Below are 22,171 nucleotides of genomic sequence, written 5' to 3' on the forward strand. Positions count from 1 at the left end.
CATGGGCGTACGGTGAGCTTCCTCGGGCAAAAGCCCTGCGGGATCTCACCATGTACTATCCTCCCATCGGAGTCTCGCAATTCCCCGGCCCTCCTTGCGCTTATGGGAAAACGGAAACATCGATATGCAGTCTTTACACAATGGGAACTTATAAAAAATGCTCTCATCACCTGCATCATAGTTCCAAATTTACGTGGAAGACATCTTAGTTTATGGCAGGGATTCGTTGCTCTCATTCTTCGGATGGGGGGGTGGGAAACTGCGAGACTCCCGCGGGAGAAGGGTCTAGGCAAGACCCCGCAAAGGCGAAGTAAAGTGCCCCCCAATCGTTGGACACTTATCCAACCTAAGGGGGTACTTATCTTGAAAACATTTACGAAAGAAGAAAAACACCAGGCTGTTCATCGCTATCTAAACGAGATGATAAGCTATAACGAACTAGCGAAAGAGATCGGTGTGGATTCCTCCGCCTTACGTTATTGGGTCAAGTTAGTGAAATACCACGGGGACCTGGCGTTTACCACCCCCTATACAAACTATTCTCCGGCCTTTAAACTGAAAGTAATTCAGTATATTGAGGAGAAAGGGTATTCCATTCGCGAGGCTTCTGCCATCTTTCATATTCCCGATTATTCGATGGTGCGGAGATGGAAAAGAAAGTGGGAGAATGGCGGTGTGGAAGCCCTTGAGTCTAAACGGAAGGGGGATTTCCTCATGCCAGCTCGTAAGAATAAAAAGAACGAACAGCCAACCTCATTTAAATCTGTGGAGGAAGAAATGGAATACTTACGCATGGAGGTCGCCTATTTAAGATCGTTGAACCGCATACTTGAAGAAGAAAAAAAAAGTCCATCGAAAGGCAAAAAGTCCAAGCGGTCTTCGAATTGAGCCATGCTTTCCCCGTCAAAAAATTGGTTGAAATGGCGGGGATCTCCCGCAGCACGTATTACGATTAGATCAGGCGAATGAACCAGAGTGATCCTGACGAAGAGTTGAAGAAGAAAATCACGGCGATTTATCATGAACAGGATGGGAAGTATGGCTATCGCCGGATTCAAAATGCCCTTCAAAACCAGGGGATTCACGTGAATCATAAAAAAGTATATCGCCTTATGAAAGAGTTAGGGCTTCAATGCCGGGTACGAATGAAGAAATATAAATCTTATAAGGGCCGGGTCGGAAAAGTGGCTGATAACCTGTTGAACCGGGAATTTCAGGCGGAGAAACCCAATCAAAAATGGGTCACAGACATCACGGAATTCAAGCTATTCGGTGAGAAGCTCTACTTCTCTCCTATTCTTGATCTTTTTAATGGCGAAATCATCTCTTATACGCTTGGTACGCGCCCGACTTATTCCCTTGTCGAAGAGATGTTAGAAAAGGGCTTAGAACGCTTGAGTGATGATGATGAATTATTAATGCATTCCGACCAGGGCTGGCATTACCAAATGCCACAATATCGCCAAACCCTGCAAGAAGCAGGGATTACACAAAGCATGTCGAGAAAAGGCAACTGTCACGACAATGCGGTTATAGAAAACTTTTTTGGAATCATGAAGTCAGAGCTTCTTTATTATAAAGAATTTGAAAGTGTCGAACACTTCAAGGAGGAACTGACAGCATTTGTGGATGACTATAATCACCAACGAATCAAATCAAAGCTTAGAATGAGTCCTGTCCAATACCGTGAAAAATTTGAAGAAGCTGTTTAATTACATAGTGTCCAATTTTAGGGGGTCATTTCAGAAGCCTGAGGAGGCTTGCCAGGTCCCCCGCAGGAAAGCGAGTAGTTTCCCAGCCACCCCTGATTCTTTTATGGTAAAGAATCCCCTTCTATCTCGAAATCAAGTCTTCGACTTTACGGTCTTATAATTGGATAAATTCACAACAGAGCCTGCCTTGGGATTTTGGCGAACAAGTCATTGTTTTTATAATAGAGAGCAGGGGAAAGGAACGATAAGGAGGAATGAAGATGCTGGGAAATGTAGAGCTGGTTTTTGACGCTAAAGCTCAATTAGGAGAAGGGCCGAGCTGGGATAGGGAGCAGCAGGTTCTTTACTGGGTCGACATTGAAGGAAAGAAAGTTAATATTTTCGACCCTTCATCCGGGAAAAACAGGGAGATTCCAGTTGATCAGCGACTAGGTGCGGTGGTTCCAAGGAATTCCGGCGGAGCCATAGCAGCAATGGAAAATGGCTATTATACATTGGACTTAGAAACGGGAGAAACCCGCCCGATCATTGATCCAGAGGAAGGCATGACCGAAAATCGCTTCAATGATGGAAAGTGTGATCCTGAGGGACGCTTTTGGGCCGGAACAATGAGTTATAGCGGCATTCCGGAAAACGGGGCTTTGTATTGCCTTGATACACACATGAAAGTTGAAAAAAAGGTTGATCATGTCAGCACTTCTAACGGTTTGGCCTGGTCACCGGATCACCACTTTATGTACTTCATTGATACACCGACAAAGCAGGTGGTACGTTATGAATATGATCAAGGGTCAGGAACAATCCAGAACCCCGCTATTGTCGTGGAAATTCCGGACGGGGAAGGAAAGCCTGACGGGATGACGATCGACATGGAAGGCAATCTGTGGATCGCGCATTGGGGAGGTTCCAAAGTATCGGTCTGGAACCCCGATAAAGGGGAACAATTAAGAACAATCCCTGTTCCGGCATTGAATGTCACTTCGTGTGCCTTTGGCGGAAAGGAAATGAATGAGTTGTATATTACGACAGCAAGTGTCGGGATGGAAGAAGAGGATCTGCGTAAGTACCCTTCCGCAGGCGGGTTGTTTAAAGTGAAAACCGAAGTTACAGGTGCCCCGAGTTACCCTTTTAAAGGGTAACTGTTGTGGTAACGCCAAATCATTTCATCAATATAAAAGGCTGCCGTCTGGCAGCCTTTTTCTGTATTAGTTAATTTAAAGGTTGCTGAGGAGCAGGTGCATAGCTTTGCAGCATTTGGGTCATATCCTGCTGGGCAAGCTGTGGAACTTGGTAATAGCCGTGCTTATTCTGATATAAGAATAGCTCGTAGCTCATTTCGATCATATTCGGTACGCTGTCCGCAACCACTCTTCTTAAGACAGGGTTAGTCATTTCAAGAGCGGTCATGGCCATCGTCGACGCCAGTCCTTTTACCTGGCCAAGCATGAAGGAAGAATACTCGGCATCCGTCAATTCTGACGGGTTTTGAGCGGGCTTTTTCGGCTGGCCTGGCTGCATTCCATAGACGACGTCATTATCTTGCGTCATGTTATAGACGTGAGTAGATTGTGACGGCTTCTGTCCTGTTTTAAAGGTTTCTGTCATGATGTTATATAGTTCAGTAGTGAAATTTGCCTGCCGGGTTAAAATATCCTTCAGCTCCGGATCCTGAACATTTTGCTCATACATTTTATACTGGTTGAGCATACCGATGACGCCGCCAATCACTTCATGCGCGTCGAAAAGCTCATGCCCGCCATGACTCATATTAGGAGCCATATTGGCTGATACTTGTTGTGTCCCGTTCGTTTGAGGCTGGTTCATTGGATTTTGATTTTGCATGCTTTTCCCTCCATATCAAGAATTCCATCTTATTTTTAGCCAATAAAGGAAAAACATGTATGAGATCTCAGAGGTTCCTGGCTTTCCGCTCCAATACTTTTTTATCTTTCAGCCACTCTGGGTGAATAGCTATCCGGCTGGGAGGAAGGTTTCTTAAATTTACACCCGCCCCGTAATAATAGGATTGCCAAACAATTTTTGTGCAGTATTGTTCATGATCTGTGCTGCCGAGAGGTGTGCGGATACGGTAATTTGCTTTTGGGTACTTCTCATAAAGGTTTTCCAGATAATCGGCGGCTTTCCTGCCTACGTCAGGGTCTTTCGGCGAATAGATAGTGATGGAGCGGAATTTATGGAAATAGCTGTGCATCGTGTCTTTCATGAGACCGGACGGTATCGAGTGGATAACTTCCCGGTTATGGTTCACAATCCCAACATGGCCGACATACTTGGATTCGCTCTGACCGATCGGTGAAAACAACAAGTCACCAGGCAGGATAGCTACATTCGTCCCGGGGTATGTTTCCGGATTGTCGTGTACAATTGGAGCCCTTGCCTTGCGCGGGCGGGCTAAGAAGACAATGGTGCCTGCAATTATGCTAAACAGAAAGGTGATTAATCTAGGAAGCTTTCCCATCAATGACGACCTTCTTTCTAATAAGTGGTGGTGAATTAATCGTATGGGAAGACGAGATAAAACTCAACTGAGCTGTATGGAAAGTACTTATTAGAAAAGCTTCCAAAAAAACCACCCTCAAGCGGGTGGTTTCGTTGTTAATCAAAAATAGCGTTAGATAGCAAACGGTAAAGATAAGACGTATGGTCACGGAAACCAGCTTCTAAGCCGATTAGTGTTACATCTGCATCATTTTCCTGGATGATCACCGCTCCACCGGCTGCCTGTTCACTGTTCTTCCAAAATCCTGACTGGAAAAAGTCCTCCTCAGCAAATGAGGCGGCGACAGTCTGGTCTGTCAGGCTGGTGTACCATACAGGGCTATAAACGAAGCCGATATCATTGCTGTCATAGCCTGCCGTCAACGAAGAATCCTGGTAGTCGACAGTCACAATTCCATTGCTGTTTCGTGCGCCTGTTTGGATTTCCACATCAGTCAAACCGAGTGACTTGGTCGCTTTGGATGCTCCTGCACCAACAGCGAGGTACTGGCCGCCATCAGATACAAAGTCTGTTACCTGTTGCTGGAAAGCTTTAAATTGCTGTTCATCTTCGAGGCCGAATGGCTGATTGGCTTCCCGCAAATCATAAGAAATGAGACTTTCGGTGCCGCTGTATACAAATACATCGTAATCATTCAGTCCCTGTTCGGCAACCTCAGCAGGAGTGAATTCCTCGACATCAAAGCCGAGCTTTTCTAAGGCAATTCTTGTTCCTGCGTGGGACTGTTGTTTGTTCATCCCGCCATCTTCCAAGATGGCAACTGTTACATTTTCTAATTCTTCCGTATTATCCGGGATTTCTTCTGTAGTAAGTTTCAAGCCTGATTCTTTGGCAAGCTTATTCAAAGTATTTCCAGATTGCTTTTCGACATAGAAGTCGCCATTTTCACCTTTGTAAACAGTAATGCCTTGTTCGATTAATGCATTGACAAGATCAACAGCTTCTGTAGAACTGTTTGGAATAAGGTATGGCCCTTTTCCTGATAATTCGCCACTTGTTGTTACTTGATTGACAGGAGCCGACTGAACCTCAAGCTCCTCTTCTGCCGGAATTGCTTCAAATCCCCACAATTCAGGGAAACTCCATGCAGAAATATCATACATCGCTGACGTATCATCACTGATATCCTCGCCGCTCCATAGGATGGTGTTAGCAAGGCCTGCTTTAGGCTGATCCATAGGAACGATGAAGGTTCCTGCTTCGTATTGTTCGCCGTTAACTGTAAATGCTTGTTTCGCTTCTTCTACTTTAATGTCATTCTGTTGTAAATGTTCTACTGCTTTGTGCGTAGCATTCGGATCACTTTCATCAACAGGCAGCACGTAGGCATGTGGGAAGTGTCCTTCCTCATGGTCCGGGTGCTGGAAGTTGATGCCACGTTCGAAAATTTCAATTTGATCTTTGATCATTTCATCCTTGTTTTCTGTAGCAAATTTCAATGCGCCCATAACGGAATTGATTTGCCATTCCACCCCGTCCCACGTGTTGTCAGGCGCCTCAATGGTAGCTCCGTATGCCCCATGATACATGGCATACATCGGTGCGAAAATTGGTGGGTAGTCGTCCCATCCTGCTTCAGCATCACGAGCCGGGATATGGACGCCTTCTAGGTTCTGATAGAGGTCAGATTGATAGTTTTCTTTATTCTCAACGATCTCTTTTTCCATTGCTTCTGCTTGATTTAGTGCCCACTTGGAATATAAATCATATTCATAGTTCGGGTTATGAGGTGGAGTAGTCGGCTCGATCAAGCCTGGCTTCTCATCTGAATAATTGACATAGCCATGCAGGTCAAGGAATACCATCGGGTTCCACTCGGTCATCAATTTAACAGAAGCTTCTGTTTCCGGCTGCGATTGGGTGATGTAGTCACGGTTCAAGTCAATTCCCTCTGCATTGAACCTTGTCGCATCAACACGTCCATCAGGATTGACGACTACGTTGAAGATCAGGATGTTATTTTCAAGAATTTCGGTCGTTTCCTGATCATCTTCGAAGGCAAAACGTTCAATCAGTTTCAAGACAGCGTCAGATCCTACGAATTCCGTACCATGGATAGATCCATCAATCAATACAGGTACTTTGAAGTCCGGGTGCTTGTCTACCCAATCCTGGGCGTCGCCGGGATTCTTGAACATTTTATTCCTTAGTGCCTGGATTTTTCCGTATTTTCCTTTGGAAGCAGGGTCGCTGATAGTTACAGCATAGATATTCCGCCCTTCTGTGGACTTTCCTGTCACTTCCATCGATACACGATTGCTTTCTTTCTCGATATGTTGCAGCTGTTCTACAATTTCTTCATAGGTTACGTAATCGTAATACTTTGCATTAAACGGACTTTGTTTTTTCTCTTCTTCTGCCGATACTGCTTCTGTCGCAGCGGTTAATGGCAGTAAAATGATGAATGTTAAGATTAGCAGTCTAGTAATTATTATTTTCTGCATATGTAAACCTCCCCTTTCATAAATATTCAACTACATTCATCTGGTAGATTTCAAATACATTTCTGCTATTTTACTAAAAACAATTATTTTTACCTATAAAATAAAGGGATGGTAGGGAATTCTTAACCCTCATGAAAAGGACTAATGCATTAGAAGAATATTCCTTTTCATGAATAATAGAGGTATATTTATTGAATAGAAGAAAACAGATATATCAATAGATTATGTTAAAATTTAGGTGACCTGCCAAGGCAGGTTCGGAAAAGATTGCTATTGGAGGGGAGAATAAATGTTAACTTATGAAATTAAAGAATCCCAGTTAGATCGAATAAAGCCCCTGGCTGAAGACATGGTAAGTGAAGAGATTGAGGGGATTATTTCAGAATTTGAACTATCAATCTCCGAGAAGACCACACTCAGTACGAAAAAAGGTTCGGTACATTGGCATGTAAAGAAACCTGATGAAAAAGGCGTGTTGGAAATTACCTATTGGCCGAAGAAAGCCAGGCTATGGATTGACATACATAATAACAGACAGAGGGATTGGAACCTCACTTTAATAAAGCCAATGGCGGACCGCTTCACAAAGGAGTTTGGGGGAAGGGTAGAACACGTAAGCTAGTAAACGCCACGGCAATCGGTCTTCTGTAATATATTTCCATAAAGAAAAGGAGTGCAGGAAATATGCCTGGACTCCTTTTCTGCGCAATCAAGCCCCTGAGAAAGCCGTTTGTTTTGGACAAAATAGGGTAAGTATATTAAACTGTAATCCTTTGCCAAACATCTCAACGTACATAAAAGGAGGAGCTATGAAAAACGTAACGTTAGTCTTTTGGTATTCGATTGCCATATGTACTGCTTTTGTGGTTTGGGGAGTATTCGCTCCGGGTCACCTGGAAACAGTATCCGGCAATGTCACCGGGTATATCTCGGATATGTTCGGCTGGTATTATTTATTGATTGTTATGATTATGTTGATTTTTTGTGTCTACTTGATTTTTTCACGCTTCGGAAAAATCCGGCTTGGAAAAGAAAACGACCGTCCTGACTTTAAGCTGCCCACCTGGTTTGCGATGTTATTCAGTGCCGGGATGGGGATGGGAATGGTGTTCTGGACCACTGCGGAACCAATTTCTCATGCATTCCTAAGCGCTCCCGTGGCTGAAGTAGGGACAGATCAAGCGATCAAAGACTCCCTGCAGTATTCTTTCTTCCATTGGGGTGTCCATGCATGGGCCGTTTATGGTGTAGTTGCCCTGGTACTTGCCTACTTTAAGTTTCATAAAGGTTACCCCGGTCTGGTCAGCGCCACACTTGTTCCTCTATTCGGAGAAAAGAGTATGGGTGGTACTCCAGGTAAATTGATTGATACGTTAGCAGTTTTTGCTACTGTCGTAGGGGTCGCCGCTACCTTAGGGTTTGGCTCGGCCCAAATTAATGAAGGACTCTCTTTCTTATTCGGTACTCCTAATAATTATGGATTCCAACTATTGATATTAGCCGTCGCAACGGCGTTATTTATCATCTCTGCATGGTCGGGGATCCATAAAGGCATCAAATATTTGAGCAATATTAACATGGGGCTTGGTTTCCTGTTGTTGGTCCTGCTGTTCATTGTAGGACCGAGCCTATATATTTTGAATATGTTTACCGATACGCTTGGCAGATACATTACTAACTTCTTCGATATGAGCTTCCGCATCGCTCCGTTGAATGAAGATAACCGTTCCTGGATCAATGGCTGGACGATATTTTATTGGGCATGGTGGATCTCATGGTCGCCATTTGTCGGTATTTTCATTGCCCGGATTTCCAAGGGGCGTACCATTAAAGAATTTATGCTTGGTGTGCTGGTAGTACCGTCACTTGTCTGTTTTATTTTCTTTGCGGTATTTGGTGTTTCTGCACTTAATCTTGAACAAAATGGCATCGCTGTTATCTCTGATTATGCGATGGAAACAGCAACCTTTGGTGTGTTACAGCATTACCCATTAGGTACACTGATGTCCCTCATCACGATTTTTGTTATCGCCATCTTTTTTATCACCTCAGCTGACTCAGCCACATTTGTACTGGGCATGTTAAGCGGGGGAGGTTCACTGAATCCTTCCAGTGCTGTGAAAATCATTTGGGGATTAACATTGTCTGCGATGGCGGCTATAATTGTCTACTTTGGCGGGACACAAGGATTGCAAAATGTCCTGATTATCGCTGCACTTCCATTCTCGTTTGTCGTTCTTCTTATGGGAGCTTCCTTTTTCAAAGCTGCTCGCCAGGAAGTGAAGCCGGGAAGAAGGAGAACGAAAAACAAAAAAGCGAAGTCACCGGCTGTAAACGAGTCATAAAAGGTTAGAAATAACCAAGAGGACTGGCGAAATATTTTCGCCAGTCCTCTTTTTCATCTTTTAAACATGGTCAGGTTAGCTATTTTCTTCATAAATTCATCAATGGTATCAAAATCTTTCGGGGAATGGTTGTACCATTTACGAATGGTTTCCATAAGCCAATAGGGAACAGGTTTGCCATCGATGAAGTGGTAATAGCATTCATACGCTTTTTTTAAATGCTCCCAGCGAAAATCATTGCCAGGCATGACATACTCAGATACATCTAAGACTTTTGCCCGGCCATCCTGCAAGAGGATATTCTTCAAATGAATATCCCTGGGATTTAAGCCGCATTCTCGTATATAACTCCTTGTATTCTCGACATCAAGTATGACCTGCCCGGGAATATGGATGCCCTGCACCAGGCAGTCATATAAGGTAGGACCTGCTTCGTAGCCTAATTTAAGGTAGCGGTCTCCGGTCTCGTAAAGCTTTGGCAAGGTTTCTGTCTCTCCTAATACTTGATAAACATAGTGTTCGATATCTTTTTTATATACCTTATCTTTGGCATATACCTTATACGCAAACGAAGGTGTGTTGATATGGCGGAAGACAGCTGCATCTGTACCAATACCTATACATTGTAAGCCTTCTGTATTTCCTGAAATTTGGACTGGTCCATTATTTCGAGAGGACGTAATTTCAATACCTGCTAATGCGTTTTGTGCACCGTCCGATACTTTGGACATCTAGTCAACACGCCCTTCTTTAATAGAGATACACATTATTTCTATTGAATAATATAGTATTCGGGTACGTGCCGTATTATTAGTAGGTTGTTAGTATTAAGTTTTTCCGGATACAGGTCACTCTGCTGTATTGACCGTAAGCTTTTCGCTGATTTCTCTGGTATGCAGTAAGTCCTCGACAGTTATGTTCAATTGCTCGGATTCTTCAAAAAAAGATGATGGTAAGATAAGCGTGAAACTGTTTTGTTCCATTCTATGAATATTAGCCTGGGAGAGCGGTGATTCGTCATTTTCATTTTCGATGGTTATATTGGTATCCAGCCAAGGCTCACTCCCTTTATGAAGAAAACTTGGAGCTTCTAAACTCAAATAACTTCCGGAATCTTCTTCGGCAGAGTGATCGTAACGGATCGTCAATTCTGCACCTTTATGATTGTACTCCAGCCTGTCTATCAGTACCTTTGTATCAAATATTTCTGTGATGACCTTTTCATCAGCCCTTTCGATCTTCGTCAATTGATAAGAAGTGTCTTCATCATTTCTCCACTCTTCATAATCACTTACATCCAGTTCAAAGCTGTAGGATTGGTCACTAATGGTACTGCTTTTTAAAAAGGAAAGCTCGATATCATTCGGTATATCAGAAAAAGGACTGGTATAAGCCGAGTAGATGGCTGGCTCCTTATTTTGCTGTTCTGCCCTCGGTTGATCGAAATAAATATGAAAAGGGTGTGCCTGATCTTCTGTTTTCAATTGCCCTTCTACCTGTACCGGGTGATTTTGTTCCTCTTCCACTTGAATTTGCAGCTCGGTCGACATGACGTCGAGATTAACTTCCTTCATATAGATATCCCCGTCCTCTAATTCAAGGGTTTGTTCAATCGGGAAAGAAGCGAGCAGGTTATCCTTTAAATCATATTCCAAACCTAATGTGGTTTCTTCCGTCCGATAACTGCCATCAGGGAGTGTAACATTAAAATAGGCGGATACGGTTTCATTCATCTTTTCCACAGGTCTGCCTTCTTCATCAAGAATAGGGCTGCCTGATGCAAGCAGGTAGACATCACCTTCATAGACCGCTTTTTCCGGAATTGTAGAGTGCATGGTTGGCGAATGAGGGAAAAGTTCTCCGTCCATGGTTTCAATGGAAATCCCATTCATTCCAACATTATGGTGATTGCTCGGCAGGTTGGCTATGTCCTCCAGCCCTAAACTGTAGATCAGAAAAATACCCTGACTCGAGAACCAGATTTTGTCCAGGTAAACTTCTCCTCCATGCTCCTGTATGGTTACTGTTTGATTAATATCCTGGAATAACCCTCTTTCAGCAGCTGTTTTTAAACCGGGGATAAATGACTCGAAGTGTTCATAAATCTCCTCTTTCGTTTCAACTTCTTTCCATTGTACTGGAATGTCCATCTCTTCTTTTTCTTTATCCTCCGCTTCTGTTTCCGGAAGGGTAGCATCCATGACAGGATCTCCCATGAAAAATTGCGTACCGATGAACAGGCCGAGGATAACGAGAACACCAATGGTTAACTGGACCTTCTTCTGGTGGTTTTTTATTTTTGCCATAACGTTGCCCCCATTTATATATCCTACCAACTATTTCTGTAAAAAATTGTAGATTCCTGCAATTGTTTACATCCACTTAAGCTTAGAGTTTGAAATCATGACTTCAGTCGTGTTAGATATAACTAATACATGGAAATTCACAAAAAATGAGGGGATCGATTGATAGATAAAATCCTTAGCTTCATCGGGGGATTGATTATATTTACAGCCATTGTGCTATTCTTCTTCTTTTATATGAAGGATGAAAACATGCAATTTGAATTTCCTCAAAGAAAAGGGGACGACCCGATGCCGACAGAACTTCATCCCACTGTAGCTGAGAAACGGGATGAGCTCATCGAAAGAGCGGCAGATAAGGGGATCGATGTAGTGATTACGGAGGGGTTCCGTACCATTGAAGAACAGGAAGAAATATACGAGCGCGGCAGGTCCGAAGATGGTGACATCGTTACCTACGCAGAAGGCGGTGAATCCTATCATAATTATGGTTTGGCCATCGACTTTGCGTTGAGGAATAAAAATGGGGATATTATTTGGGATACCGAATACGATGGCAATGACAACGGGGACTCTGATTGGATGGAAGTCGTGGATATAGCTAAGGAGCTTGGTTTTGACTGGGGTGGGGACTGGCGGCGTTTTAAAGATTATCCGCACTTACAGATGGACTTGGGGTATAGTATCCGGGAATTGAAAAATGGTTTCCGTCCTGACTGGCCAGAAGAAAAAGACTCGCAAGAAAACGAATAATCTATGCGCCTGGCCATCAGCTGGGCGCTTTTTTAGTGACGTTCAAGTGCTGGTTCGTTGCAGAACCGTCACGTATGTGGTATCATTATTTTCTGACAATTCCAGAACTTCATCATAGATGATAAAGAAAGAGGTTATAGGGCATGGGCATGAATACACGTTCGATGATATTCACATTATACGGTGATTATATTAGACATTATGGCAATGAAATATGGATTGGCAGCTTGATTACGCTCTTAAAAGAATTCGGCCATAATGAGCAGGCAGTACGTGCTGCGATTTCCCGTATGTATAAGCAAGGCTGGGTGGAGTCGACAAAGAAAGGGAATAAAAGCTATTATTATCTGACAGAGCGTGGCATAGACCGTATGGAAGAAGCGGCAGACCGTATTTTTAAATTCAAACCTGCGGAATGGGATGGAAAGTGGCGCATGTTGATGTACACGATTCCTGAAACGAAAAGAAATGCCCGCGATGAGTTTAGAAAAGAATTAGTATGGAGCGGCTTCGGTGCCATGTCGACAAGTACATGGATATCCCCGAATGATTTAGAGAAACAGGTGAAGAACCTTATTGAAAAATATGAGATTGAACCTTACGTCGATTTCTTTGAATCGGAATATAAAGGCCCGAACAATGATGCCACCCTCGTGGAAAAATGCTGGAACCTCGATGAAATCAATGAGAAATACAATGAGTTTATCTCATATTATAGCCAGAAATACATTATCGATCGTAACAAGATTCAAAAAGGGGAAATGTCCGACGCGGAATGTTTCGTTGAAAGAACCAGTCTTGTTCATGAATATCGGAAATTCTTATTCGTCGATCCGGGTCTTCCGGAAGAATTGCTGCCGACGAAATGGCTTGGAAATCATGCGGCTACTTTGTTCAGTGACTATTACCGTACATTGGCAGAGCCAGCTTCCCGTTTCTTTGAGCAAGTCTTCAAAGAAGGAAATGAAATCAAGCATAAAGATGAATCGTATAATGCTATGGACCATCCACTGATGATCGAACCTTAAAGCCGTCTCTCAAGAGACGGCTTTTATCATTAAAGGTCCTTTGCCATGGTGGTAACAACAGGGCAGTAGAATCAATTGTATAAGATTATTTAATTTGTTGTTGGTATTCCTTTCCTTTTTGGACGTATGTATCGATGGATAGCTGGATGAGTTCGAAGTCTTTTTCATTCAGTTCCCGGACTACTTTTCCGGGAGATCCGACTACAAGCGAACGAGGCGGGATTTTCTTACCTGGGGGAATCAATGTGTTCGCTCCAATGATAGATTCTTCTCCAATTACTGCTCCATCCAAAATTGTCGAACCCATCCCGATGATGCAGCGACTCTCCACCGTACACCCATGAAGGATCACATTATGTCCGACAGTCACTTCATCCTTGACGATCAGCGGAGATTCCTCATAAAGGTGACAGGTCGCATTATCCTGAATGCTGCAGCGTTCTCCGATTTTGATTGGAGCTTCATCTCCTCGCAAGACCGCATTAAACCAGATGCTTGATTCTTTTCCTATGGAGACATCCCCAATTATATGAGCACCTGGGGCCATGAATACCGTATCATCTACTTCAGGCTGCTTTCCTCCGTAAGTATGTAACATTGTCTTTTCCTCCTTATCGTTGTGTAAAGATTAAAAACATTATAACATTATTTATACGAAGGGGGAAAATTATGAAGCATGTTTGTAATTTATTAAATATTCACTATCCGATTATTCAAGGTGGTATGGGAAATATCAGTAATGCTCCGCTTGCTGCTGCTGTTTCTGAAGCTGGCGGTTTGGGGACCATCGGGGCAGGGACTATGCCTCCTCATGAACTGGAGTCCATCATCGTGGAAACAAAAGAAAGGACGGACCGCCCATTTGCCGTCAATGTTGCGATTAAAGTGACACCATTCTTACAGGAAACCATTGATCTTATCATAAAGCATGAGGTACCAGTTGTATCTTTGTCAGCAGGAAACCCTGCACCGCTGATCCCTGTGTTGAAAGAACATGGAAAGAAAATCATTACCGTCACTGCTTCCGTCAAACAGGCGGTCAAAGCTGAACAGGCAGGAGCAGATGTCATTGTGGCGGAGGGTTATGAAGCAGCCGGCATCAACTCTAACCTTGAATTGACAACCATGACGTTGATTCCTCAAATCGTCGATGCTGTCCAAGTTCCGGTACTGGCAGCAGGGGGCATCGGAGATGGAAGAGGACTGGCTTCTGTACTCGCGCTTGGAGCAAGCGGTGTACAAATGGGAACAAGGTTGATCGCTACACAAGAAGCGCCGTTCCATGAAGCCTACAAACGGACGCTGGTGAAAGCTAAAGAAAACGATACGGTGATTGTCGGCAGGTCGGTTGGCCGAGTGAGAAGAGTGATGAGTACACCTTATAGCAAGAAGTTACTTGATTATGAAAAAACAGGAGTGCCATTAGAAAAATTCAATGAAATGACTTCTGAAGATTATCATAAAATTGGCGCAATCGAAGGGCGGCTGGATGAAGGCTTCATTAACGGAGGGCAAGTGTCGGGGCTCGTTTCTGATATCCCTTCTGTTGCTGAACTTATCGATATGATGATGAATGATGCGGCGTCCCGAATCCAGCAGTTACACGAGAACTTCAATTCTAACTATGTAAAATAACCTGCAGCTGAAATAGCTGCAGTATTTTTTTGCCCTAATTTCACAGGTAAGCTCCCTTTTAGTGAAGACTCAGTTTCAAGTTATATTGTTTCCGTTACGGTAGTAACGGTGTGGAGGTCCGGGAAATCACTCGCTTTCCATGGCGTACGCTGAGCTTCCTCGGGCTAAGACACCGCACAAAGGAAATGCATAGCATTTTCGAGGAGTCTCGCAATTTCCCGATCCTCCTTGCGCTTATGAGAGAAACGGAAACATCAATATGCAGTCCTTCAACCAAAGGAGAATCTGCTTGTAAAAGCGTGCTTTTAACCAGTAATTGTAGAAGAAAGTCTTATCTATAACATGGGTTCTTTATTCCAATTCTTGGAATGGGGTGGTTGGGAAACTGCGAGACTCCCGCGGGAGAAGGAGCCAGGCAAGACCCCACAGGGAGTGAAACGACTGAGGAGGCTTGCCAGTTCCCCCGCAGGAAAGCGAGTAGTTTCCCAGGCGCCCCTGACACAATTATAGTAAAGAACCCTTGATATCTTGAAATCAAGTCTTCGACTTTTCGGTTATATCATTGAATATCCGTAAAAACATAAAAAGCGAAAGGGGGTGGCAGATATCTCCTAATCATGCAGGAGATTGAGGTTTTCAGTCGAATTAATAATAACAAAACAATGGTAAATATTCTGAAAACAAATTGACGTAATCTGATGTCAGTGATAATATAACGGTAATAACACGTTATGCATGTTGTTTATCATATTAACTTAAATTGGTGATGATGGAAGTGCTTATGAGGCGGTTGCCGGGGAGGCATTTCTATTATGATAAAAATTTTTAAGGGGGACCAAGATGAAAAAAGGATTAATGGGAGTTATGATGCTGTTGTTTGCGAGCATGGCTTTACTCGCCGGATGTGCCAGTGATGCTTCCGGTGATGAAAAAGTAACAATCGGTGTCACACAGATTGTGGAACACCCGTCCTTAGACGCAGCTTTTGAAGGATTCAAAGAAGCCCTTGCAGAGAATGGGTATGTCGAAGGGGAAAATGTTACATACGACGTACAAATTGCACAGGGTGATATGAATAATGCCCAATCGATTGCCAACAACTTTGTCGGTGACAAAGTAGACTTGATTTTTGCTAATGCTACTCCAAGCGCTCAAAGTGCGCTGAATGCAACCAAAGATATCCCGATCATTTTCACTTCGGTTACAGATCCGGTCGGCGCAAATCTAGTTGCGTCATTTGACGAACCAGGTGATAACATTACGGGAACCTCTGATACACATCCAGATGCTATTCCTCAAACTATCAATTTTATCGTAGATGAATTACAGCCTGAAAAAATAGGTGTCATTTATAACTCAGGAGAACAAAACTCCACGGTACAAGTAGATGTCATTAAAGAAGTATTAGGAGACACAAATGTTGAGCTGGTACCTGTTTCCGTTTCTACTTCTGCAGAAGTGAAACAAGCTGCTGAATCATTAGTAGGGCGTGTAGATGCCATGTATATCCCAACGGATAACACGGTGGTTTCTGCTTTGGAATCTGTTATTGATGTTGCTCAGAAAGAAGATATTCCAATGTTCGCAGGTGAATTGGATTCTGTGGAAGCTGGCGCGGTAGCTGGCAGCGGATTCAGCTATAAAGACCTCGGCTATGAAACTGGTGAAATGGCGGCCCAGGTATTGAATGGCGATAAAGAACCTTCTGACATTCCAGTTTCCTACCCTCAAAACTTGAAGCTTGTTATCAATAAGGATGCAGCGGAAGCACAAGGTCTGGAAATCAAGGATGAGTGGAGCGACATCGCAGAATTCTACGAGGGTGAATAAGCAGAAAGGATGATTCAACTTGTTTACAGCAATCTTTGGTTCACTAGAATCAGGTATCATCTACGCCATCATGGCCTTAGGGGTCTACTTATCCTTCCGCATCCTGGATTTTCCCGATTTGACCGTTGATGGAAGCTTTGTCACAGGGGCTGCTGTTGCGGCAATAATGATTGTCAATGGCGGCAATCCTTTTGTTGCTACCCTCATTGCGCTGGTCATCGGTTTCCTGGCGGGCTGTATTACCGGGATGCTTCACACCATCGGAAAAATCAATGCTTTATTATCCGGGATACTGATGATGATCGCACTCTATTCGATCAATTTAAGAATAATGGGCAGGTCGAATATTCCTTTGCTCAATGAAGAGACAGCCTTTACAACTGTCTCTTCGTTCTGGGAAAAGCTTGGAATCGATCCGATTCTGAACAAAGGGTTGGAGTTGATCGGGCTGGGAGGAAGCCTGCCTTCCACCTGGGCAATTCTATTTTTCATGATCCTGGTTACCTTAATGATCAAGTTCGCAACCGATATGTTCTTGAAAACCGAGATCGGCCTTGCTGTACGGGCTACCGGGGACAATAAACGAATGATCCGAAGCTTTTCTGCCAATACCAACCTGCTAGTCATCCTCGGGCTTGGCTTATCGAATGCGATGGTCGCTTTTTCCGGGGCTCTGATTGCACAGTATGGATCTTTCGCAGATGTTGGTATGGGAATCGGGATGATCATTATCGGTCTTGCATCCGTCATTATTGGTGAAGCGCTATTCGGTACGAAGACAATTGCGAGAACTACGCTTGCGGTAGTTGGCGGCGCCATCATTTACCGGATTGTCGTCAGTCTGGCACTTCGGGTGGAATTTCTGGAAACCGGAGATATGAAACTGATTACAGCTACGATCGTCATTCTGGCATTGACTGTTCCGAAAATGATTGACAGCCATCGTGAAAAGAGACGGAAGAAACAAAAGCATAAGGAAATCATGGTAGACCTGCCAATGGAAAGTGGGGGAGAGCAACGTGCTGCAGCTAAATAGAATCCATAAAGTATTCAATGAAAATACACCGGACGAAAAAATAGCGCTGGACGATGTCGACCTTTCCATGAAAGGTGGAGATTTCGTAACGGTAATTGGAAGTAATGGTGCCGGGAAATCTACGTTGATGAATATCATCTCCGGGGTACTTCTCCCGGATACAGGGATGGTCCGGATAAATGAAAAAGATGTCAGCCTGGTTCCGGAATATAAGAGGTCTAAATTGATCGGAAGAGTGTTCCAGGATCCAATGGCGGGGACGGCTCCGACAATGACGATCGAAGAAAATTTGGCGATGGCCTATTCCCGTAATAAAAACCGTACCTTTCGAAAAGGGGTAACGAGAAGCCGCCGGGCCTATTTTAAAGAAGTATTGGAAACGCTCCATCTTGGGCTGGAAGACAGATTGAATGTGAAAGTGGGGTTGCTTTCCGGCGGAGAGAGGCAGGCGTTATCGTTATTGATGGCCACTTTCACGGAACCTGCCATCCTTTTACTGGATGAACACACAGCCGCGCTCGATCCTTCACGTGCGGAGTTGATTACAAACCTGACGAAAGAAATTGTAGCGAAATATAATCTGACCACTCTAATGGTCACCCATAATATGCAGCAGGCACTGGATTTAGGTAATCGGTTAATCATGATGGATAAAGGTCAAATTATTCTAAAGGTGGATGAACAAGAGAAGAAACATTTGACTGTAGATAAACTGATGGCTGAGTTCCAGCGGATACGGGGTGAACAAATGGCCAGTGACCGAGCCCTGCTAAGCTGATTTCACAAACTTTCCTGTCAAAAGTGGGGGCGATACCGCTTCTGTGTTGGCAGGATACATAGGAATAGCTGCTAGAACAGTAGGATAAGGGGGGATCTGATGAAGCCTGGTATGCATGAAGGACAATCAGCAACAGTGAGGACGAAGGTGACAAGTGATATGTTCGCCCAGTTCGAAGGGGAAGTTGTCCACGAGACATTTTCCACTGTATCCCTTGTTTATTATATGGAATGGGCGTCAAGGCAAATCATTCTTCCTTATTTAGAAGATGAGGAGGAAGGGATGGGCGGGGCTGTCGCAGTCAAACATGTTAATCCTGCTCCTGAGGGTACGCAAGTACAAATAACAGCGACAGTGACAGCATTAAAACGTAATGTAGTCGTTACAGAGGTGAAGGCGGAAAGTGATGGAAAAATCATTGGAACTGGTGAAGTGAAGCAGATTATTCTGCCAAAAGTAAAGATAAAAGAAATGCTGCAAATAGAGAATAAAGTATAAATCTATTTTTTTTCGGGAAATGTGAAAGCGCTTACTAGAAAAGTATGACAAAAGGGGGAGTCATCATGAACATGGATATGTTCGAACGCATCAGTGAACATCAGCAGGTGCTATTTTGTAACGATCAGGCGACAGGGTTGAAGGCGATCATCGCCATTCATAACACGACCCTTGGTCCGGCTCTGGGGGGATGTCGCATGCAGCCTTATGAGAGTGTGGATGCAGCCTTGGAAGATGTTCTGCGTCTTTCGAAAGGAATGACTTACAAATGCGCGGCCGCCGATGTCGATTTCGGGGGAGGTAAAGCGGTCATCATCGGCGACCCGGCAAAAGATAAAAATCCTGAGTTATTCCGGGCTTTTGGGCAGTTCGTTGAATCATTGAATGGACGCTTTTATACCGGTACAGACATGGGAACAACGCCGGGGGATTTTGTCCATGCGCTGAAAGAAACCAACTGTATCGTAGGAGTAGAAGAAGAATACGGCGGCAGCGGGGATTCCTCCGTACCGACTGCATTAGGTGTCATTTATGGGTTGAAGGCAACCAACCAGGCGGTATGGGGAAGTCCGGATCTTGGTGACAAGACCTATGCCATTCAAGGCTTAGGAAAAGTAGGGGCCAAAGTAGCAGAGCACCTGCTCCAGGAAGGAGCCAACCTGTATGTCACTGACATTAACCAATCGGCCATTGATGATGTGTTATCCAAAGCGAAACAGTATAACGGTTTTGTGAAAGTCGTCCATGATAAAGAGATTTATAGTGTGGACGCTGATGTCTTTGTACCATGTGCCTTCGGAGGAGTCATCAACGACGAGACGATCGAGCAGTTGAAGGTAAGAGCTGTTGCAGGTTCAGCAAATAACCAATTGCTGGATATACATCACGGAAAAATACTGCAGGAAAAGGGAATTCTTTATGCACCGGATTATATCGTCAACGCAGGCGGCCTTATACAGGTAGCGGATGAATTGTACGAACCGAATAAAGCAAGAGTGCTTAGGAAGACAAAAGCGATTTATACATCGTTGCTGGATGTTTTCCAGGAATCGATGAACAGCGGTATCTGCACAGTGGAAGCATCCAATCTGTTATGTGAAAGAAGAATTGAATCCCGTGCCCAGCGCAACAGCTTCTTCAGCCATATGAAACGACCGAAATGGGCGGTAAGAAATTAAGTAAACATCCATGAAAAAAAGGGTGGTTTGATGGAAAATCAGTTTCCTATAACGAAGTGGGTAGATGAAAACGGCAATGTTACTGGCGAAGATTACAAAGAAATGGTGACAGAAGAGCTGGCGAGGACGTTTTACCAGCACATGATCCGCATCCGTACTTTCGACAAGAAGGGGATCAGCTTGCAGCGTCAGGGTAGAATCGGCACCTATGCACCATACGAAGGGCAGGAAGCAAGCCAGGTGGGAAGTGCACTGGCATTGGAAACGGAGGATTGGATGTTTCCTTCCTACCGGGATCATGGAGCAGCGATGACGTTCGGTCACTCGTTGAAAAATATCCTTTTATTCTGGAATGGAAGAAATGAAGGCTGTATCCCACCGGAGGGGAAAAATATCTTCCCTCCTGGAATCCCAATCGCGACTCAGCTTCCCCATGCGGTAGGGGCTGCTTTTGCGGAAAAGTGGAAAGGAACGAAAAATGCTGCCATCGTCTATTTTGGAGATGGAGCCACTTCAGAAGGCGATTTTCATGAAGGGTTGAACATGTCCAGTGTTTTTGAAGCTCCGGTAGTGTTTTTCAATCAAAATAATCGTTATGCCATTTCTGTACCGATGGAAAAACAAATGAAAACAAAAACGATTGCCCAGAAAGCGCTGGCTTATGATATTCCCGGCATTCGCATTGATGGGAATGATGTGTTCGCTGTCTATTTTGAAACGTTGAAAGCGATGGACCGGGCAAGAGCCGGTGAAGGACCGACACTAATCGAAGCGGTGACCTGGCGCTATGGGGCCCATACGACTGCCGATGATCCGACGAAATATCGTGATCAGATGGAGAGTGAACGAAAAAGGGAAGAGACGGACCCGGTCCTGCGTGTAGAACGGCTATTAAAAAATAATGGCTGGTTCGATGAAGCGTGGGCAGAGCGTATGCAAAAGCAGGCGGCTGAGGAAGTGGATGCTGCGGTGGCGGAAATGGAAAGCTTTCCGCCAGCAGACCCCGCTGATATTTTTGATCATGTATTCGCGGAACCCAACTGGCAGCTGCAGCAGCAAAAGCAGGAATACTTCCAAGCGAAGAAGGGGGTTCCCGTATGGAATCAACAACAGCAGTAAAAAAGAAGACGATGACGCTTGTCCAGGCTATAACCGACGGGATGCGGACAATGCTTGCCGAAGATGAAAACGTCCTCGTGCTTGGGGAGGATGTTGGAAAGAATGGTGGGGTCTTTCGTGCCACCGATCATCTGCAGGAGGAATTCGGTGAAGACAGGGTGATGGATACGCCGCTTAGCGAAGCCGGGTTTATCGGAGCGGCGATCGGGATGGCGGTCAATGGGCTGCGTCCTGTAGCTGAAATCCAATTCCTTGGTTTCATCTATCCGGCTTATGAACAGATCATGACGCATGCCTCCCGCCTGCGTTCCCGTACGATGGGACATTTTACGGTGCCGATGGTAATCCGCGCTCCTTATGGGGCAGGAGTACGGGCTCCTGAAATCCATTCCGACAGTACGGAAGCGATTTTTACCCACATGCCCGGGTTGAAAGTCGTCTGTCCATCGTCACCTGTGGATGCGAAAGGGCTGCTTATAGCGGCAATCGAGGACCCGGATCCTGTTTTATATTTAGAGCCGATGCGGTGCTATCGCTCGTCCCGGGAAGAAGTGCCGGAAGGAAAATATACCGTCGAAATCGGGAAAGCGAACAAGCTGCAGGAAGGAAATGATGTTTCTGTCATTACCTGGGGAGCGATGGTTCCTGTCGCATCGCAGGCTGTGAAAGAAATGGAAGCAAAAGGGGTTTCCTGTGAACTGATTGATCTCCGTACCCTTTATCCAATCGATCGGGATACGATAGCCGCATCTGTTCAAAAAACAGGACGGACAGTCATAGTTCATGAAGCACATGGAACCGGGGGAGTGGGAAATGATGTACTGGCAATCGTCAACGACACCTCTTTTCTTTATCAGAAAGCCCCGGTTGAGCGTGTGACCGGTTTTGACTCACCGGTACCTTTTTTCGGATTTGAAGATGAATACCTGCCGACTCCGGCAAGGGTAAAGCATGCGATCGAAAAGGTGATCAAGTTTTGACGGGGGAGGAT

The 22,171-nt window shown here is 44.5% G+C and carries 19 protein-coding genes and 1 pseudogene; 14 read left to right on the forward strand and 6 right to left on the reverse strand.

The genetic code is table 11. The features are described from left to right. Positions 1 to 363 precede the first annotated feature (363 nt). A pseudogene (locus B9Y67_RS01340) lies at positions 364 to 1,712 on the forward strand (IS3 family transposase). A gap of 260 nt (positions 1,713 to 1,972) precedes the next feature. Beyond that, positions 1,973 to 2,851, forward strand: coding sequence for an SMP-30/gluconolactonase/LRE family protein (locus tag B9Y67_RS01345; protein WP_085505003.1), 879 nt, complete (start codon positions 1,973 to 1,975; stop codon positions 2,849 to 2,851). A gap of 70 nt (positions 2,852 to 2,921) precedes the next feature. On the opposite strand, the gene B9Y67_RS01350 is transcribed toward B9Y67_RS01345, so the two are convergent. From B9Y67_RS01350 to B9Y67_RS01360, 3 genes are all read right to left on the reverse strand, one after another. Next, entirely contained in the window at positions 2,922 to 3,554 is a 633-nt protein-coding gene (locus tag B9Y67_RS01350) for a spore coat protein (RefSeq protein WP_085505004.1), read from the reverse strand. Between the two features lie 67 nt (positions 3,555 to 3,621). Then, on the reverse strand, positions 3,622 to 4,191 hold the full coding sequence (locus B9Y67_RS01355; RefSeq protein WP_085505005.1) for a C40 family peptidase: 570 nt from the start codon (positions 4,189 to 4,191) through the stop codon (positions 3,622 to 3,624). A 137-nt stretch (positions 4,192 to 4,328) separates the two neighbouring features. Further along, the gene (locus B9Y67_RS01360; RefSeq protein ID WP_085505006.1) at positions 4,329 to 6,677 is read right to left on the reverse strand and encodes a M14 family zinc carboxypeptidase; all 2,349 of its coding nucleotides are present in this window, start codon (positions 6,675 to 6,677) and stop codon (positions 4,329 to 4,331) included. Positions 6,678 to 6,966: 289 nt separating this feature from the next. Here B9Y67_RS01360 and B9Y67_RS01365 point away from each other — a divergent pair, with 289 nt between their 5' ends. Together B9Y67_RS01365 and B9Y67_RS01370 are read left to right on the forward strand one after the other, a co-directional pair. Beyond that, positions 6,967 to 7,299: a hypothetical protein gene (locus B9Y67_RS01365; protein WP_085505007.1), complete on the forward strand. Its 333-nt coding sequence runs from the start codon at positions 6,967 to 6,969 to the stop codon at positions 7,297 to 7,299. A gap of 187 nt (positions 7,300 to 7,486) precedes the next feature. After that, complete coding sequence (locus B9Y67_RS01370; protein WP_085505008.1) at positions 7,487 to 9,022, forward strand: BCCT family transporter; 1,536 nt, start codon at positions 7,487 to 7,489, stop codon at positions 9,020 to 9,022. Positions 9,023 to 9,075: 53 nt separating this feature from the next. Here B9Y67_RS01370 and B9Y67_RS01375 read toward each other — a convergent pair whose 3' ends face one another. Next, positions 9,076 to 9,753, reverse strand: coding sequence for a serine/threonine protein kinase (locus tag B9Y67_RS01375; protein ID WP_085505009.1), 678 nt, complete (start codon positions 9,751 to 9,753; stop codon positions 9,076 to 9,078). A 117-nt stretch (positions 9,754 to 9,870) separates the two neighbouring features. Next, positions 9,871 to 11,328 (reverse strand): hypothetical protein, encoded by a 1,458-nt coding sequence (locus B9Y67_RS01380; RefSeq protein WP_085505010.1) that lies wholly within the window; start codon positions 11,326 to 11,328, stop codon positions 9,871 to 9,873. A gap of 234 nt (positions 11,329 to 11,562) precedes the next feature. Here B9Y67_RS01380 and B9Y67_RS01385 point away from each other — a divergent pair, with 234 nt between their 5' ends. Together B9Y67_RS01385 and paaX are read left to right on the forward strand one after the other, a co-directional pair. Further along, on the forward strand, positions 11,563 to 12,078 hold the full coding sequence (locus tag B9Y67_RS01385; protein ID WP_085505103.1) for a M15 family metallopeptidase: 516 nt from the start codon (positions 11,563 to 11,565) through the stop codon (positions 12,076 to 12,078). A gap of 149 nt (positions 12,079 to 12,227) precedes the next feature. Further along, positions 12,228 to 13,106 (forward strand): phenylacetic acid degradation operon negative regulatory protein PaaX, encoded by an 879-nt coding sequence (gene paaX / locus B9Y67_RS01390; protein WP_085505104.1) that lies wholly within the window; start codon positions 12,228 to 12,230, stop codon positions 13,104 to 13,106. A gap of 85 nt (positions 13,107 to 13,191) precedes the next feature. Here paaX and B9Y67_RS01395 read toward each other — a convergent pair whose 3' ends face one another. Further along, positions 13,192 to 13,704 carry a gamma carbonic anhydrase family protein gene (locus B9Y67_RS01395; RefSeq protein WP_085505011.1) on the reverse strand — a complete coding sequence of 171 codons (513 nt, stop codon included), beginning with the start codon at positions 13,702 to 13,704 and terminating at the stop codon, positions 13,192 to 13,194. A gap of 71 nt (positions 13,705 to 13,775) precedes the next feature. On the opposite strand from B9Y67_RS01395, the gene B9Y67_RS01400 reads away from it, so the two are divergent. The 8 genes from B9Y67_RS01400 to B9Y67_RS01435 all read left to right on the forward strand — a co-directional run bounded on the left by B9Y67_RS01400 (position 13,776) and on the right by B9Y67_RS01435 (position 22,160). Further along, positions 13,776 to 14,741 carry an NAD(P)H-dependent flavin oxidoreductase gene (locus B9Y67_RS01400; RefSeq protein WP_085505012.1) on the forward strand — a complete coding sequence of 322 codons (966 nt, stop codon included), beginning with the start codon at positions 13,776 to 13,778 and terminating at the stop codon, positions 14,739 to 14,741. An 840-nt stretch (positions 14,742 to 15,581) separates the two neighbouring features. Then, complete coding sequence (locus B9Y67_RS01405; RefSeq protein ID WP_085505013.1) at positions 15,582 to 16,571, forward strand: ABC transporter substrate-binding protein; 990 nt, start codon at positions 15,582 to 15,584, stop codon at positions 16,569 to 16,571. 19 nt (positions 16,572 to 16,590) lie between these two features. Next, positions 16,591 to 17,607, forward strand: coding sequence for an ABC transporter permease (locus tag B9Y67_RS01410; RefSeq protein ID WP_085505014.1), 1,017 nt, complete (start codon positions 16,591 to 16,593; stop codon positions 17,605 to 17,607). Next, positions 17,591 to 18,385, forward strand: a complete 795-nt coding sequence (locus B9Y67_RS01415; protein ID WP_085505015.1) for an ABC transporter ATP-binding protein — start codon at positions 17,591 to 17,593, stop codon at positions 18,383 to 18,385. The genes B9Y67_RS01410 and B9Y67_RS01415 overlap by 17 nt, the downstream gene beginning before the upstream one ends. 99 nt (positions 18,386 to 18,484) lie before the next feature. After that, positions 18,485 to 18,883, forward strand: a complete 399-nt coding sequence (locus tag B9Y67_RS01420) for a thioesterase family protein (protein WP_085505016.1) — start codon at positions 18,485 to 18,487, stop codon at positions 18,881 to 18,883. Between the two features lie 71 nt (positions 18,884 to 18,954). After that, a complete protein-coding gene (locus tag B9Y67_RS01425; protein ID WP_085505105.1) occupies positions 18,955 to 20,061 on the forward strand; it encodes a Leu/Phe/Val dehydrogenase in 1,107 nt (368 codons plus the stop codon). A 30-nt stretch (positions 20,062 to 20,091) separates the two neighbouring features. After that, positions 20,092 to 21,180 (forward strand): pyruvate dehydrogenase (acetyl-transferring) E1 component subunit alpha, encoded by a 1,089-nt coding sequence (pdhA, locus tag B9Y67_RS01430; protein WP_085505017.1) that lies wholly within the window; start codon positions 20,092 to 20,094, stop codon positions 21,178 to 21,180. Beyond that, positions 21,159 to 22,160: an alpha-ketoacid dehydrogenase subunit beta gene (locus B9Y67_RS01435; protein WP_085505018.1), complete on the forward strand. Its 1,002-nt coding sequence runs from the start codon at positions 21,159 to 21,161 to the stop codon at positions 22,158 to 22,160. Before pdhA ends, B9Y67_RS01435 begins: the two co-directional genes overlap by 22 nt. Positions 22,161 to 22,171: the final 11 nt, after the last annotated feature.

It is taken from the genome of Thalassobacillus devorans (assembly GCF_900176565.1).
Taxonomy (GTDB): Bacteria; Bacillota; Bacilli; order Bacillales; family Halobacillaceae; genus Thalassobacillus; species Thalassobacillus devorans_A.